We start from the raw sequence: 15571 nt of genomic DNA on the forward strand, positions 1-15571 counted from the left end.
GGCCGCCACAGGTCGTGCCAGCGGGACGGAGTTGCAACAAGAGTAAACTACCCGACCCTGACTGCTTCGCAGTACAGGGCGGGCTTTCGGTAGCCCTGCAGTTGGCAAGCCAACCACGAACCTCTAGGCTGGTTTACGGCAGCCCCCAAGAGCGCAATTACGTTTGCACCATTCAAGTCCGCATCTCCTTCCCATCCACAGTGCCCACACTTGAACGACTTACCACTGCGATAGGATTGCGCAGGGTCGGGATGGATGTGCAAACACCGGTGGCAGGTCTGCGACGTGTAGGCAGGCGGAACAAGAATCAGAGAAACCCCTGCAACCCTCGCCTTGTATTCCAGAAACTGACGTAGTTGGTAGAACGCCCAACTGTTGGCCCTGCGCCTTTCGGTTTTGCTGCGTGGCTGTTGATTGACCCTTTCCCGGATCCCTGTCAGGTCTTCCAGAGCGATAGCGCTGTTGGTAGCTTTTGCCCTAGAGACAATAGCTTTAGAGATGCGATGATTGACCCACGTTTGAAAGCGTCTTTCCTTGCCAGACAGCCGTTGCAACAGTTCTCTGCATCTGCGCCGCGAACTGCGGGTGCCCTTACCGGCTTTGCGTTGGAGTACCGCCCTCAACCGGGAGTAGCGCTCTCGGACTTTGTTCAACTGCTGTCCATTCCAGTTATCTCCTTCCGATGTATGAGCAATATCCGTCCTTCCCAAATCCACGCCCAGCACTCTATCCGTGCCTTGCGGTGGGCACGGTTCCGTTTCCACACAGATTTGAATGGAGTAGGAACCGTCTTTGCGCTTGACCAGAGTGGCAGATTTGGGATTGGAGCCTGCCAACTGTTCTCTCTGGTAACGGCCAATCGCCAGCTCAAAGCGCTCTCGACCCCCAACCGTGGTCAGCGACACCGTCCAGTCTTTCTCGCGAAACGAAAAGATACGGGCATCGTAGGTAGCGAAGCCCCCTTTGAACGTTTTGACGGGGCGGTTTTTCTGTCGGGCAACTTTACGGGCACCGGCCAGCCGTCTGCAGACCTGCTGGTCGCGTAAGCGGGACGTAGTCCTTGCCAAGTTACTGGACAAGCCAAACCGAGCGCGAATCTGGTAATAGCAAAGGGACTGGAGTTTGACTGCGTTGACTACTTTTTCTGGTGTGTTTTGGTTGACCCAGTTCAACGCCTGCACAAAGGCATCCATTGTCGCATCCAACTTTGCGGCTTGCGACTGGGACACCTTGAGCTTGCAGGAGACGGTCAGGACTTGGGTCATGGTTCTATCATAACTTCCGCATTCCTCCCGACACTGACCCTACGGGTACAGTGCGGGGCTCCTGCGATTTCTAGCTGAATCTCACTCACCGCTGCTGCAACCCATGACCAGCAGCAACTTTGTCGCTACCCCGCCAGCAGGAGCTCCCTGGGCATCCGTTCTCCCATAGCTAGGGCAACCAGCAAGGTTCGGCAAAAACAGGGCCAGAGGCATGCTCCCTCAAGCGATGAGCCAGTTATCACTGGAGTTCGCAAGCTGCCCAAGGCGGGATCCCCTACTCCAGGTCTCGACGGTTGGGGTTGCGGGAGGGGTCGTTGCTCAAAAAACCAAACACAAAAAGCCCCACAAAAAAGATGACAACCGCGTAAACAGAGATTTTCAGTAACAGCATAGTTTCAGCAACCCGTTTCCGACTGAGTGAACTGATGAAGCGATAAGGCAATCGTAAAACAAGGGTGAACCACCCCAGAGAGGGGATCCCGTCAAACCTGAGACCCCGCAAAACTTCTTCACAACATCATACCTCTCAGAGGGCCTTTTTCCCGCAAATGGCCCCAGTCTCCCCCCGAGAGATCCTTTCATCCCATCCTCAGAAAAGGCTGCAAAGCCCGGCATGTCGGGGATCCCCGGCAAGAGCAGAGATTGTTAAGAAATATTTTGGACTGGAAACAAAGATTGCCGCTCCTCAGCGGCGGCAGCGCTCGCGGGCGACTGGGACATAGGAAGATAGGATTTGTGGCTTTGCCGGGTCTTGCCGGACGTGTGTTGGATTTGCCCATGCCTTTTGATCGGTTAGGTGACTTAGAGGCTCTGGATGGGCGGTCGGAAACTCAGCCGCAAACTGCGTCGGGGATCTATCGGCCCCAGGAGTTGCTGCTTTCCGATGGGATCCCGGCTTTTCTGCACCACTGGCCCCAGGGATCCCCTTGCGGACGGGTGTTGCTTTTGCACGGTAAAGGGGATCACGGCGGCGGGTTTTGCCCTTTGGCCGGCGAGTTGGCTGCTCAAGGGTGGGAGGTTTTGGCTCCCGACATGCGGGGATTTGGTCGCTCCGGCGGGATCCGCTGCTGGATCGACCGCTTCAGCCAATATCAAGCCGATCTGGAGAGAATCACGCAGCAGATTTGGCCGCAGAAAGGGATCCCGCAGATCTGGTGCGGGTACAGCGCGGGGGCCAACTGGGTTACGGAATATGCCCTCGCCCATCCCGACCAAGTGCAGGGCCTGGTTCTCATCTCTCCGGCTTTTCGCATCGACCACTATTTCACCCCTTTTACCCACGCCCTTCTGCAAGTTTTGGACAGGGTTATTCCCCAGCTGGCCTTAACTGGCCTCTACGAGCCGGCGCGGGTGACTTCCCTACCCGAGCAGCAAGCCGCCTTTGCGGCGGATCCCCACATGTGTGGTGTAACGCGGGCCAGATTCACAGCCGAACTGGTGCGCAGTGGACAGCGCTGCCTCGACCAAGCCCATCGGCTCCGCCTGCCGGTTTTGCTGCTTTACACCTCCGCCGATATCGTCGTCAATCCTGCGGGAGCTGTGGATTTTGCCCGTCGGCTGCCCCAGGGAGAAATCCACGATTTTCCCCGGTCGCGCCACGATCTTTTACACGACTGCCAAGCGGAAGCGGTAAAAGAGACCCTCCACCGCTGGCTGGCTCGGCATTTTCCCTCTGCCCCGGATGTCGCCCCTCGCCCAACGACCAACTCAGCCCCTACCGACCTCATGGCAAAATAGAAACGCCCTCTTTCCCCCTGCTCTCATGAGCCAAGACCTGATCTACCGTCCCCGTCGGCTGCGGCGCACAGAGGCCTTCCGCCAGATGGTGCAGGAAACCCACCTGCGGGTGCAGGATCTGATCTATCCCCTGTTTGTCATGGAGGGGGAGAACCAGCGGCAGGAAGTGGAGTCGATGCCCGGCTGCTACCGCTACACCCTAGACCTGCTGCTAAAGGAGGTGGAAGAAGCCGCTCAACTGGGGATCCCGGCGGTGGCCCTGTTCCCGGTGGTGCCGGAAGAGAAAAAGGATCCCACCGGGCGGGAGTGCTTCAACCCAGAGGGCTTGATCCAGCGGGCGGTGCGGCGGATTAAACAGGAAATCCCCGAGATCTTGGTGGTAACCGATGTGGCTTTGGATCCTTACAACAGCGACGGCCACGACGGCATTGTGCGGGATGGGGTGATCCTCAACGACGAGACGGTGGAAGTTTTGGTCAAGCAAGCCCTCTCCCAAGCAGAGGCGGGAACCGACATTGTGGCCCCCTCGGACATGATGGATGGTCGCGTCGGCGCCATTCGGGAGGCCCTGGATGACCAAGGCTATACCGATGTGGCGATCCTGGCCTATTCTGCCAAATATGCCTCTGCCTTCTACGGCCCCTTCCGCGATGCCCTGGGATCCGCGCCCAAATCCGGAGACAAAAAAACCTACCAAATGGATCCCGCCAATGCTCGGGAAGCCATCAAGGAAGTGGAGCTGGACGAAGCCGAGGGGGCGGACATGGTGATGGTGAAGCCGGCCCTGGCCTACCTGGACATCATCTACCGAGTCAAGGAATCAACGGATCTGCCCGTGGCCGCTTACAACGTCAGCGGCGAGTACGCCATGATCAAAGCCGCCGAACAAAAGGGCTGGATCGACGGCAAAAAAGTGATGTTGGAATCCCTGCTGGCCATGAAGCGGGCTGGCGCCGATATCATCCTCACCTACTTTGCCAAAGAGGTGGCCCTGCTTCTCAAACAAGCCTAGGCAGAGGCAGCCTACGGCCTGGCAGACGGCTGGGTGGACTGCCCGATCCAGGAAGGGTGGGTGTTCTTCTCGTCGTCCGCCACCCAGGTACTGGGATCCACCAAACGCACCTGAATTTGATTGCGTGGCACCCGATTCAGCCGTTCCTTGATCAGGGCCTCCTGCTGCAAGGGATCCATACCTCGATCCACCCCCTCCTGCAGCCGAGAAATCCGAGTGGACAAGACCTCGATATGCCGCTCCAGAACCTGGAGCCGGTGGTGCTGAGCCAACTGCACCGGCAAGAGGCGATACAAACCACTGAGGGCAGCCGCCGTAAACAAGACATTCACCCCGATGTGACAGGCCATCTCCCAGACTTGAGGCTCGTGGCCAGGTTCTTGCCGTCCGCGCCGGCGGGAGCGCTGGACAGGGATCGTCCGCCGACCGGAAATTGGGAGAGAGGAGGGAAACCCTGCCCGAACCAGGGATCCCTGCCCTTGGGAGCGATGCACTCGTGGAGCAACAGAGATGTCCAGCCGCGGCCCAGCAACCTGCTCTGCACGCATAGACACGTGGCGAGCCGGGGTACGGGAAGAAGACTTGGGTGTCACGGGTGAAGGGAAGAAAATAGGGGGACGATGAACCACCTCTGCTGCCAAGAAGCGCAGCTAGGGCCTATTGAAGCCGATTTTTCCAGGTGTGTCAGGCTTTGCCGCAAAACATTTTTATTCTTGGGCTTTCTTGGGCTCTGCCACTTCGCCAAGCTCAGCAAACGGATGGCGGGATCCCAGGCAATGGCCAACGCGGGGCAGGAAACGCGCTAGGCTAGAGGTTCGAATAGCGGAAAGGCTCTGCACCGTTCAAAGGACAAGGGCGGCACAGGGCTTGTGCAGATGCAAGTCGGATCCACATCATGCGCATTGTCATCACGGGTGGAAGTGGTTTTATCGGGCGTCGCTTGGTGGCCCGTCTGCTGGAGCAAGGGGATCAGGTTTTGGTCTTGACCCGCCGCCTGGAGCAGGCCCGCCGCATTTTGGGGGAATCCCCCAACCTCAAGCTGCTGCCCTACGATCCCTACCAACCGCAAGCCTGGGCAGCCGCCCTGGAAGGGTACGAGGGGATTGTCAACTTGGCCGGAGAGCCTTTGGCTTCTTCTCGCTGGACAGAGACCAAGAAAAAAGAAATCCGTCGTAGCCGTGTGGAAACCACCCAGGCCCTTGTCCAAGCCCTCGCCTCCCTCAACCAAAAGCCCCAGGTGATGATCAGCAGCTCGGCGGTGGGTTACTACGGATCCCATCCAGAAGGGGATCCCCTGACGGAGACGGATCCCCCAGCCCAAGATTTTCTGGCAGAAGTCTGTCAAGCTTGGGAAGCTGCCGCCCGGCCGGTTGAGGAATTGGGGATCCGTTTGGCCATCGTGCGCACAGGGATTGTGTTGGGGCCGGATGGAGGAGCGCTGGGGCAGATGTTGGCTCCCTTCCAATTTTTTATCGGCGGAACGATCGGCTCCGGCAAACAATGGCTGTCTTGGATCCACCGCGAGGATTGGGTGAGCTTGGTCTGCTTCCTGCTGGAGCAGGGATCCGGAGTGTTCAACGCCACCGCTCCCAACCCGGTGCAGATGGAAGAGTTTTGCCGAACCTTAGGCCAGGTCTTGGGTCGCCCCTCTTGGTTGCCTGTGCCGGAGCTGGCGTTGGAACTGCTGTTGGGCGAGGCAGCTCAAGTGGTTTTGACGGGGCAGAAAGTGATCCCGCAAGCGGCTTTGCAGATGGGCTTTACCTTCCAGTACCCACAACTGAAAGAGGCATTACGACAGATCCTCCTCCCCCGCTGACTTCTCTCTACGCCAATTATTCTTCCGTGAAATCGGCTTCCACCACCCCTGAAGCAGAGCTGGGATCAGGGCTGGCAGCCGCAGTGGGTGCCGGAGCCGGTCGCGATGCCTGGGGCACTTGCACAATTTGGGGAGTAAAGATGAATAGGTTGTACACCGTGTTGCGGCGGATGTTGTCCATCATCTCCAGGAACAGCTCGTAGCCCTCGTTCTTGTACTCGATCAGGGGATCCTTCTGACCGTAGCCTCGCAGGCCCACAGCTTCCCGCAGCGCCTCCATCTGCTGCAGGTGTTCCCGCCAGAGGGTGTCCACCTGTTGCAACAGGAAAAAGCGCTCTGCCTTGCGCATCAAACCGGGCTCAAAGGTATCCAGAAAAGCCTCTTTGGCCTCATAGGCCAGTTCTGCCTGCTTGATCAGGTAGTCCAAGATCTGCTCGTAGGAGAGATCCCGCAGGTCTTCAACCTTGAGGTTTTGCTTCAGGAGCGGCACAAACTCCTGCATCTTGGCGGTCAGCTTGTCAATTTCCCACTCTTCCGGGGGCAGCTCTGGGTTGACATGCGCTCGCACGATCTCGCCAACGGTTTTGCGCACATAGTCAAGGATCTTGGTCTTGAGGTTTTCCCCCTCCAAGATGCGCCGCCGCTCTGAGTAGATGGCCCGCCGCTGGTTGTTCATCACCTCGTCATACTCGAACACCTGCTTGCGCATGTCGAAGTAGTATACTTCCACTTTTCTCTGCGCATTCTCCAGGCTGCTGCTGAGCAGCGGGTGCTCGATGGGCATATCCTCCTCCACCCGGAACATGTCCATGAGCTTGGCTACCCGCTCGCCACCGAAAATCTTGAGCAGGTTGTCTTCCAAGCTGAGGAAAAACCGCGAAGAGCCGGGATCCCCTTGTCGCCCGGCGCGGCCCCGCAGCTGGTTGTCGATACGGCGGGATTCATGGCGCTCCGTACCGATCACATGCAGGCCCCCCAGCCTCACCACCTCTTCGTGCTCGGCCTCGGTAATTTTTTCGTACTCGGCTTTGATGCTGTTGTAAACCTCCCGCAGTTGCAAAATTAGCGGATCCTGCACCGGCGCTTTCTCCGACGCCACCGCAATAAGATCTTCCACCACCAGCTCCGGCAGACGGTTCAACCCGTACTTGGTCACCGCTGCCGCCACCACTTCGTCCAAGGCTTGGCTGGTGCGGGCCGACAGCTCACAGGGGTAAAAATTGGGGGAGACCACCGTCCAGGATTTTTTCGGCTTGGGTGCTGTCCCACCAAATCCCTGGCCACCCCCCCGTCCCACCATCTGAACGGATCCCAAGGGGTTGTCGGCGTCCAATTGAGCCAGCTTGGGCATCAGCCGTTCCCGCAGCTTGAGGCGGGCCATGTACTCCGCATTGCCTCCCAAGATGATGTCCGTGCCTCGACCGGCCATGTTGGTAGCAATGGTTACAGCGCCTTTTCGCCCCGCCTGGGCAATGATCTCCGCCTCCCGCTCCACGTTTTCTGGCTTGGCGTTGAGGAGGTTGTGGGGGATCCCCATTTCCTTGAGCATGGCCGAGAGGCGTTCGGATTTTTCCACGCTGGTGGTGCCCACAAGGACGGGGCGCCCCTGGGCGTGCATGTGGGCAATTTCCTCGGCAACCGCTTGCCACTTGCCCCTTTCGGTCTTGTACACCAAGTCGGGGGCATCTTTGCGGCGGATGGGTCGGTTGGTGGGGATCACCGTAACTTCCAGGTTGTAGGTTTTGCCGAACTCGGCCTCCTCAGTGCGAGCTGTGCCCGTCATGCCGGAAAGCTTGGGATAGAGCAGAAAAAGGTTTTGGTAGGTGATGGTGGCCAGGGTTTGGCTCTCGCTTTGAATCGGCACCCCCTCTTTGGCCTCCACCGCCTGGTGCAGCCCATCAGACCAGCGGCGGCCGGGGAGCACCCGCCCGGTGAACTCGTCCACGATCACCACCTCTTGGTTGCGGACGATGTAGTGGACATCCTTGATGAAGAGCTCTTTGGCCTTCACCGCGTTAAAGACAAAGTGCGCCCAGGGATCCTTGGGATCAAACAGGTCAGAGACCCCCAGCAACCGCTCGGCGGCTTCAAACCCCTCGTCGGTAAGGATGACGTTGCGGGCTTTTTCATCCACCTCATAGTGTTCATCTCGGATCAGCTCCCGCGCCACCTGGGCTGCCCGCAGGTATTTTTCGGAGGGGCGAGCCACCTGACCGGAGATGATCAGGGGAGTGCGGGCCTCGTCGATAAGGATTGAGTCCACCTCGTCGATGATGCAGTAGTTAAAGGGCCGTTGCATCACCTCTTTGATATCGGTGGCCATGTTGTCCCGCAGGTAGTCGAAGCCCAGCTCGCTATTGGTGCAGTAGGTGATGTCGCAGTTGTAGCTGCGGCGCTTTTCTTCGGGTGACATGCCCTCTTGCACTAGGCCGACCGTCAGGCCCAAGAAACGGTGCACCTGCCCCATCCACTCCGAGTCGCGCCGCGCCAAGTAGCCGTTGACGGTAACGATGTGAACCCCCTTCCCAGTCAGGCCGTTCAAGTAGGCAGGCAGGGTGGCGACCAGGGTTTTCCCCTCGCCGGTTTTCATTTCGGCAATCTGGCCTTCGTGCAGCACCATGCCGCCGATGAGCTGTACGTCGTAATGGCGCAAGTTCAAAACTCGCTTGGCGGCCTCCCGCACCACGGCAAACGCCTCCGGCAAGAGATCGTCCAGAGATTCTCCTCTGTCCAAGCGCTGGCGAAACTCTGTGGTCTTGGCCTTGAGCTCCGCATCCGAAAGAGAGGCGATCTCGATCTCCAGCGAGTTGATCAACTTGACGACAGGACGGTACCGCCGGATCTTCCGATCGTTAGGATCCCCGAGGAGCTTTTGTAGGGTTTGGAGCATGGGCAAGCCTAGGCCAATGAAGGACATTGATTGATTAACGATGCAATTCTACCATTTTGACTTGGCCGGCCAGGGAGAGGTTGGCCTGGATGAGCTGAGAGCAAAACACCAGAGCCATCGGATAGATGAGGAGAGCCGGCAGTTACTTGCAGTCCGCGGCGAGAAAATGTCAGTCTAGGGAAGGGATCCCGAGCAAACCGTACTCTGCAAAGCTCATGAATTTTTTGGGTGTTGGACTGCCGGAAATGTTGGTTATCTTTGCGGTGGCTCTTCTGGTTTTCGGGCCCCGCAAACTGCCGGAGATCGGTCGCACGCTGGCCAAAACCCTGCGCAGCCTGCAGGATGCTTCCAGAGAGTTCGAGGCGCAACTGAACAAAGAGGCCCAAGAGCTGGAGAAAGCCACCCGCGGGACAACGGCTGCTGCCACTCCCAAGGCTTCCCGAACAGCAGTCACCGAGTCAGTTGCCGATACGCCCCCCCCAGAGACGGATCCCGTCCCATCCGCAGCCGACGACGCTCAAACCGCAGACGCTGCTTAGTCTATGCCCCGCTTTAACCCCCTTTGCTTCGGCCTGGAAATTACGCGCTTGTTCGAGCAAGGGCAGTCCTACTTTGCTCCTGCTAAGGTGGAGACCTGGCTGCGGCAGCATGGCCAAAACCCGTCTGACTATGAGATCTCGTTTCACCAGGAACTGCCCCCTGCCGGCTCTTCTGCGGCGATGTGGATTCGCATCGACTTGAAGCGTTGGGATGGCCAGCCGGTGGATCCCTGGCTATTGGAAGAGATCAACCGGGTAGATTGAAAACGGCTTGCTCCTCAGTAAAACCCAGCCCTACGGTAAGAAGGTTGAGGCTTTTTGTCCACCTATGCCCAGTGCCACCCTGTTGGTATCTTGCCCCGATCAAAAAGGGCTGGTAGCCAAGCTCTCCAGCTTCATCTACAGCTACGGCGGCAACATCATTCACGCCGATCACCATACGGATCCCGAGGCAGGACTGTTCTTGAGCCGCATCGAGTGGGACTTGCAGGGCTTCCAACTGGAGCGAGGGGAAATTGTCCCCGCCTTTTCGGGTATTGCCCGTGGGATCCAAGCCAACTGGGAACTGCATTTTTCCGACACTCGCCGTCGCATTGCGTTGTGGGCCAGCAAGCAAAGCCACTGCCTTTTGGATCTGATCTGGCGGCAAAGGGCGGGAGAACTGCCCGCCGAGATCCCCTTGATCATCAGCAATCACCCCGACCTGGAATCGGTGGCCCGCTCCTTCGGTATCGATTACTACCACATCCCCGTTTCTCCAGAGGGCAAAGCCGCAGCCGAAGCCCGTCAGCTCGCTCTCCTGCAGGAATATCGAATTGACCTGGTGGTGTTGGCCAAGTACATGCAGGTCTTGAGTGGGTCGCTGCTCCGCCAAGCCCCGCCGGTCATCAACATTCACCATTCCACCCTGCCCGCCTTTGCCGGAGCCAACCCCTACCACCGCGCCCATCAACGGGGGGTGAAGATCATCGGCGCGACTGCCCACTATGCCACCGAAGATCTGGACGAAGGGCCGATCATCGAGCAAGACGTGGTGCGGGTCAGTCACCGCGATACCGTTGCCGACCTCGTCCGCAAAGGCCGCGACATGGAACGCCTAGTCCTGGCACGGGCAGTGCGGTATCACCTGGAGAATCGGGTGCTGGTGTACCACAACAAAACGGTGGTGTTTGCCTGATCAGCCCGCGGGCGCAGCGTCGCTCAACGGGATCCCTTTCTGGTTTCGTAGGAGAGCCAAGATCTCGTCCTTCACCTCTTGGAAGGAAGAAGTGCGCTTGAGACTGTAGTCGCGCCGACTGGGGAAATCAACCCGGAGCTCCCGTTTCACCCGCCCAGGATGGGACGTGAGTACATAGATGCGCTGGGCCAGAAAGACGGCCTCTTCCACATCGTGGGTAATCATCAAAATTGAGGTGCGCGTGCGCTGCCAGAGATCCAGCAAAAACTCCTGCATCGTCTCCTTGGTTTGCACGTCCAAAGCGCCAAAAGGCTCATCCATCAGCAAAATCTTCGGTTGGGCCGCCAGAGCTCGGGCAATGGCCACCCGCTGCTGCATACCGCCCGAAAGCTGCCTGGGCAGGGCCTTAGCAAAACGCTCTAGACCGACGATCTCCAGAAAATAATCCACACGGGCTTCCCTTTCCTGCCGTTTTACCCCCTGCAATTTCAGGCCAAAGCCGACGTTCTCCGCCACGGTCATCCAGGGGTAGAGGGTGTAGGACTGGAACACGACTCCCCGATCCGCTCCCGGCCCAATCACCGGCTCCCCATCGACGCTGATGGATCCTCGGCTAGGCTGCTCCAACCCGGCAATCAGGCGCAGTAGGGTGGTTTTACCAGAGCCGGAAGCCCCCACCACACAGACAAACTCCCCCGACTCCACATGCAAATTCACCCCATCCAGAGCCAAGATAGGTCCACGACGGGTGGGGAAGGATTTGCTCAGGCCGACCACTTCCAAATGCACGACACCACCTCATAAAAAGGCCCAACGACAGGTCAAACGTACCAAGCGTCGCAGCAGCCAATCCAGCAGAAAGCCGATCAGCCCCAACACAATCAAGCACGCAAAAATCTCGTCGGTTCTAAAGAAGCGCTGGGCTAGCTGGATCCGCCTACCCAAACCCTCATTGGCGGCCACCAATTCTGCCACCACCACCAAGTTCCAAGAGGCAGCCATGTTGACGCGGAAGGTGTCGAGAATGTTCGGGGTGATGTATGGAGTGATCACCTGCAGCAACACCTGCCAGCGCCGCCCCCCCAAGGTGTAGGTGGCCTCGATCAGCTCTTTGGGAATGAACTTCACCGCATCCATGATCATCAGCATGTTGAAGAAAACGGTGCCGATGAAAATTAACCCGATCTTGGGGGCCTCATCCAAACCCAAGTAAATAATCAACAGCGGGGTGAAGGCAGGAGCGGGCATGTAGCGAAAGATGCCGCTAATCGGCTCGATCAAGGCGCGGATGCTGGCGAAGGTGCCCATGGCAATGCCGATGGGGGTCGCCACCACTGCTGCCAACAGAAAACCGCTGCTAACCCGACTGAAGCTGGCCAAGGTATCCTTCCACAGCAGGCCGTCTCGCCACAGGCGCAGCAGGGCCGCCCATACCGAAGGGGGAGAAGGCAAAAAACGCGGCGGTACCCACCCCGAGACCGATAGGCCCCACCACAAGCCGAAAGGCACCAGCACCGATAGCGCCGTCAGCAGCAAGGCCAAGGGGCGCGGGATCTCTTCGGCAATGCGCCAAAACACCGTCGGGGGCAGACTGGGGCGGGTGGGTGGAGGCGATTCAGCCGGAGCAGTCAGCATCGTACCTTACCTCACTGGTGGCCCATGAAGGGATCCCGGATATCTCTCACCGTCTAACACCCACCGACTCGGCATAGGCGCGAACGAAGCGGTCATCGAACAATGCCTCCAGATCCTTGGGCCCCTCCGAGATGAAGCCCACTCTCACCATGAAGTCCACCATTTGTCTGGCCGCATAGGGCATGTGCTGCATTCCCTCGCCGGGGCTGAAGGCTTTTAGGTTGTCTTCTATGGTGAAGAAACGAATGCCATCTTTGAACAGTTGCAGCTCCTCTGGGGTGACACCGGCACGTCTGGCCATGATTTCGTCGGCTCGCTGCGGGTTCTCCTCCATGAACTTCAGAATATCGAACCAGCTATTCACCAAAGCCTGCACCTGATCCGGCTGCTCGTCAATCAATTTTTGGCTGACCACCAACAAATCGGGAATGGCCCCTGGGAACTCCGCCGAAGAGAACAGCTCCTTGCTTCCAGGGCGCTCCAGGGCTGTCAACCAAAAGGGCGGAAAGGCTCCCACCGCATCCACCTGACCGGCAGCAAAAGCAGCGGCGGCGGCTCCGGTTTCCAAGGGCACAATGATCACATCGTCGCGGGAAAATCCCTCCCGCTCCAGCCCCAGCGTCAGCAGAAAGTCATCCACCACGCCTTCTTCCACAGCCACCCGCTTACCCACTAGGTCGGCAATGGTGTTGATCCCTTCCCGGACGATGATCTTGTCGTTGCCTGCCGAGTTGTCGTTGACCAGCACCACCACCTGACCATTCACAGATTTCGGCGCGAAGGAGAGCGTATCGTTCAGGGTTTGGGTATTGGCATCCAGTTGTCCGGCGGCAAAGGCTTCCATCGACTCAATGTAGCCATCGAACCAGCGCAACTGCACGTTGGCCCCATTTTTCTTGAAAATGCCCTCTTCTTCTCCAATGGCCCACGGCCACCAACCTGCCCAATTGCTGTAGCCCATCTGAATGGGGGGTCGGGCCAGAGCGGGAGAGGAGCTTCCCAGCAAAAGGGTGGGCAACAACCCCAGCACCCAGGACAAAAACCGGCGGCGACGCGAGATCTGTAGAGAAGAAGTCATAAGCCTGGAAGTTCAAGTAACTGTGCAGCCAGCTTGAGAATGGCTGTTCGCTGGCCTGGATTCTAGGGTCGGCTTGAGACGAGCAGCAAATAGTTAATTTGGCTACAAAATCCCCCAACTTGTTGCTTGGGTTGGCTTTGGATTTTCCGATCTTCCAGAGTGATGGGACTTAACCAAGGGGATCCCTCAATACTCGAAGGTCATGGGCGGGAAGCGGGAAGGGCGGGATCTGAGCTGGGCGGGTTCAGAGGGGGGAGCGGGATCCCGAAAGGCTTTTGCCTCCTGCTGAAGGTGTTGCATGGCCTGCTCGATTTCCTGAAGTCGCGCGTGGATTTGCCCTTGCCGCTCTCGAATAAACTCTAGCTCTTGGTTGAGCCGCTGCTTTTCGACAGTGAGCTGCTGCATTTCGGCATAGAGGGCGGATTCGGTTTGGCGGCGAGGGATCGAGCGCAGCTTGGGGCGAGGTCGAGTTCGGGGCACACGGGGCAAGCTCATAAGGGGGGATCCCGGAAAACGGCTTGCGCCTATCCTAGCGTGCTCTTGGCGGCCCTTCTATTCCTAGGTAGGATCCATTCGTCCGGTGTGGAAAACAGCGATGGTGGAAACTGGAGCAGACCTGTTGCAACGCTACGGCAGCGGTGAGCGGGACTTCAGCAACAGCCAACTGGCCGGAGCTGATCTGGCCGGGGCCGACTTGGCCGGGATCGACTTGGGGGGATCCATTCTCCGCCAGGCAAAGCTGGCCTCTGCCAACCTGGAGCGGGCCTACCTGAGCGGCGCCGACCTCAGCCAAGCGGATCTGCAGGGATCCAACCTGCGGCTGGCCAACCTAGAGAAAGCCAAGCTGCAGGGATCCCGATTGCAAGGAGCCAACTTGCGTGGGGCCAACCTGGCCGAAGCGGACTTGAGCGAAGCCGATCTCAGCCAAGCGGACCTGGCAGGGGCCAATCTCACCGGGGCCAACTTGAGAGGAGCCCTTCTTGCCCAGTGCAAACTCAAGCTGGCCAACCTGCGAGGGGCTTGCTACGACGCCACCACTCAGATGGAAGCGGGTGTTACACCGGTGGAGCTGGGCATGGTTCAAGCCTAGAGGGGGAAATGGGGCTAGTCCTCCGGCTCCAAGTCCAGGATCTCCTGAATTTCGGCATCGGTATAGCCCACCGCCCGCAACTTCTCCGATACCGTCTGAATCTCCCCTGGAGACAAATCCTGCTGCCGTACCCGATCCCAGAGATTGGCCACAATCTGCAGCAGCAAACCGCTGCTCTCCGCCTCAAACAGCTCAAAAGCCGTGGCTAGCTCAATGGCCTGCAACACCTCCTCGGCACTGCCAATCGGCTGATCGAGGGATCGTTCCTCCAGCTCCACCAGCAACTGGCGCAGTTGGTTCAGGCCATCCCCAAGAGCAGACATACAGCAGGCTCCACAACGGCACTCGAACCCTCACCCTAGCAGACCCCTATCATTCCGCAAAAGGAATCCCGCCAATTCTGCGGCAGCTACAGCTATTCTGATTAAGAGAGCGATTCAACTGCAATCGAGGCGATTGTCGAGTCAGCATAGACAATCAACAACACCCAAACAACACCGAGAGGAGATGCATGAGTATGGCCCCAGTGAACGTCCTGCCCAATACCCCCCAGCCTTTAGCCGATGAGGGTGGCACCACCTTGGACTATGGCAGCGCGGTTTACCGGCAGGCCTACTCTCGCATCAACGGCATTGTGATCGAAGGGGAACAAGAAGCCCACGACAACTACCTCAAGCTGGCCGAGATGTTGCCGGAAGGGGCAGAGGAGCTGCACAAGCTGGCCAAGATGGAATTGCGGCACATGAAAGGCTTTCAATCCTGCGGCAAAAACCTGCAGGTAGAGCCGGATAGGGAGTTTGCCCGCACTTTCTTCGCCCCTTTGCGCAACAATTTCCAAAAAGCGGCAGCAGCCGGAGACCTAGTTACCTGCTTGGTCATTCAGTCGCTGATCATCGAATGCTTTGCCATTGCCGCCTACAACATTTACATCCCCGTCGCCGATGAGTTTGCCCGCAAGATCACCGAGGGGGTGGTCAAGGATGAATATCTGCACCTCAATTTTGGAGAGCGCTGGCTAGGGGAGCATTTTGGCGAGGTCAAAGGGCAGATCGAAGCGGCCAACGCCCAGAACCTGCCCTTGGTCTGGCAGATGCTGCAGCAGGTGGACCAGGATGTAGAAGCCATCTATATGGATCGCGAGGCCATCGTCGAGGATTTTATGATTGCCTATGGAGAGGCGCTGGCCAACATCGGCTTCAGCACCCGCGAGGTGATGCGCCTCTCAGCCCAGGGTTTGCGGGCAGCATGACCCACCTCAGCATTCATCCTCTGCCGGCGGACTGCAGTTCTAGGCTGGCTACAGGCGGGTATGGACATGTTTTGATGGGATCC

General features: G+C 58.4%; 17 protein-coding genes. 8 read left to right on the top strand and 9 right to left on the bottom strand.

The window, feature by feature from the left end; genetic code table 11:
- Positions 1 to 47: 47 nt before the first annotated feature.
- A complete protein-coding gene (locus tag ACVWY8_RS04140) occupies positions 48 to 1265 on the bottom strand; it encodes an RNA-guided endonuclease InsQ/TnpB family protein (RefSeq protein WP_457392927.1) in 1218 nt (405 codons plus the stop codon).
- A 274-nt stretch (positions 1266 to 1539) separates the two neighbouring features.
- Positions 1540 to 1656 carry a photosystem II reaction center protein I gene (locus ACVWY8_RS04145; RefSeq protein ID WP_011434021.1) on the bottom strand — a complete coding sequence of 39 codons (117 nt, stop codon included), beginning with the start codon at positions 1654 to 1656 and terminating at the stop codon, positions 1540 to 1542.
- A 386-nt stretch (positions 1657 to 2042) separates the two neighbouring features.
- On the opposite strand from ACVWY8_RS04145, the gene ACVWY8_RS04150 reads away from it, so the two are divergent.
- The gene (locus ACVWY8_RS04150) at positions 2043 to 3002 is read left to right on the top strand and encodes an alpha/beta hydrolase (RefSeq protein ID WP_457392925.1); all 960 of its coding nucleotides are present in this window, start codon (positions 2043 to 2045) and stop codon (positions 3000 to 3002) included.
- A 25-nt stretch (positions 3003 to 3027) separates the two neighbouring features.
- Positions 3028 to 4014: a porphobilinogen synthase gene (gene hemB, locus ACVWY8_RS04155; protein ID WP_457392922.1), complete on the top strand. Its 987-nt coding sequence runs from the start codon at positions 3028 to 3030 to the stop codon at positions 4012 to 4014.
- Positions 4015 to 4025: 11 nt separating this feature from the next.
- Here hemB and ACVWY8_RS04160 read toward each other — a convergent pair whose 3' ends face one another.
- Positions 4026 to 4643 (bottom strand): slr1601 family putative cell division protein, encoded by a 618-nt coding sequence (locus ACVWY8_RS04160; RefSeq protein ID WP_414389690.1) that lies wholly within the window; start codon positions 4641 to 4643, stop codon positions 4026 to 4028.
- Positions 4644 to 4909: 266 nt separating this feature from the next.
- Here ACVWY8_RS04160 and thyD point away from each other — a divergent pair, with 266 nt between their 5' ends.
- Positions 4910 to 5830, top strand: coding sequence for a thylakoid membrane protein ThyD (gene thyD / locus ACVWY8_RS04165; protein ID WP_457392919.1), 921 nt, complete (start codon positions 4910 to 4912; stop codon positions 5828 to 5830).
- A 16-nt stretch (positions 5831 to 5846) separates the two neighbouring features.
- Here the strand turns inward: thyD and secA are convergent, their stop codons facing one another.
- Entirely contained in the window at positions 5847 to 8720 is a 2874-nt protein-coding gene (gene secA / locus ACVWY8_RS04170) for a preprotein translocase subunit SecA (protein ID WP_457392916.1), read from the bottom strand.
- A 245-nt stretch (positions 8721 to 8965) separates the two neighbouring features.
- On the opposite strand from secA, the gene ACVWY8_RS04175 reads away from it, so the two are divergent.
- From ACVWY8_RS04175 to purU, 3 genes are all read left to right on the top strand, one after another.
- Positions 8966 to 9259 carry a TatA/E family twin arginine-targeting protein translocase gene (locus ACVWY8_RS04175; protein WP_457396839.1) on the top strand — a complete coding sequence of 98 codons (294 nt, stop codon included), beginning with the start codon at positions 8966 to 8968 and terminating at the stop codon, positions 9257 to 9259.
- Positions 9260 to 9262: 3 nt separating this feature from the next.
- Positions 9263 to 9523, top strand: coding sequence for a hypothetical protein (locus ACVWY8_RS04180; protein ID WP_414423726.1), 261 nt, complete (start codon positions 9263 to 9265; stop codon positions 9521 to 9523).
- A gap of 64 nt (positions 9524 to 9587) precedes the next feature.
- A complete protein-coding gene (purU, locus tag ACVWY8_RS04185; protein WP_414413463.1) occupies positions 9588 to 10436 on the top strand; it encodes a formyltetrahydrofolate deformylase in 849 nt (282 codons plus the stop codon).
- On the opposite strand, the gene ACVWY8_RS04190 is transcribed toward purU, so the two are convergent.
- From ACVWY8_RS04190 to ACVWY8_RS04205, 4 genes are all read right to left on the bottom strand, one after another.
- Positions 10437 to 11225: an ABC transporter ATP-binding protein gene (locus tag ACVWY8_RS04190; RefSeq protein ID WP_414383649.1), complete on the bottom strand. Its 789-nt coding sequence runs from the start codon at positions 11223 to 11225 to the stop codon at positions 10437 to 10439. It lies immediately after the preceding gene.
- Between the two features lie 9 nt (positions 11226 to 11234).
- Complete coding sequence (locus ACVWY8_RS04195; protein ID WP_414343731.1) at positions 11235 to 12071, bottom strand: ABC transporter permease; 837 nt, start codon at positions 12069 to 12071, stop codon at positions 11235 to 11237.
- A 46-nt stretch (positions 12072 to 12117) separates the two neighbouring features.
- Positions 12118 to 13149 carry an ABC transporter substrate-binding protein gene (locus ACVWY8_RS04200; protein ID WP_457392911.1) on the bottom strand — a complete coding sequence of 344 codons (1032 nt, stop codon included), beginning with the start codon at positions 13147 to 13149 and terminating at the stop codon, positions 12118 to 12120.
- Positions 13150 to 13335: 186 nt separating this feature from the next.
- Entirely contained in the window at positions 13336 to 13644 is a 309-nt protein-coding gene (locus ACVWY8_RS04205; protein ID WP_414330861.1) for a gas vesicle protein GvpV, read from the bottom strand.
- 100 nt (positions 13645 to 13744) lie between these two features.
- Here ACVWY8_RS04205 and ACVWY8_RS04210 point away from each other — a divergent pair, with 100 nt between their 5' ends.
- Positions 13745 to 14239 carry a pentapeptide repeat-containing protein gene (locus tag ACVWY8_RS04210; RefSeq protein WP_041436747.1) on the top strand — a complete coding sequence of 165 codons (495 nt, stop codon included), beginning with the start codon at positions 13745 to 13747 and terminating at the stop codon, positions 14237 to 14239.
- Between the two features lie 14 nt (positions 14240 to 14253).
- Here the strand turns inward: ACVWY8_RS04210 and ACVWY8_RS04215 are convergent, their stop codons facing one another.
- Positions 14254 to 14562, bottom strand: coding sequence for a hypothetical protein (locus tag ACVWY8_RS04215; RefSeq protein ID WP_414330858.1), 309 nt, complete (start codon positions 14560 to 14562; stop codon positions 14254 to 14256).
- A 194-nt stretch (positions 14563 to 14756) separates the two neighbouring features.
- On the opposite strand from ACVWY8_RS04215, the gene ACVWY8_RS04220 reads away from it, so the two are divergent.
- Positions 14757 to 15488 (top strand): aldehyde oxygenase (deformylating), encoded by a 732-nt coding sequence (locus ACVWY8_RS04220; RefSeq protein WP_041436745.1) that lies wholly within the window; start codon positions 14757 to 14759, stop codon positions 15486 to 15488.
- Positions 15489 to 15571: the final 83 nt, after the last annotated feature.

It is taken from the genome of Thermostichus sp. OS-CIW-32 (genome assembly GCF_054060415.1).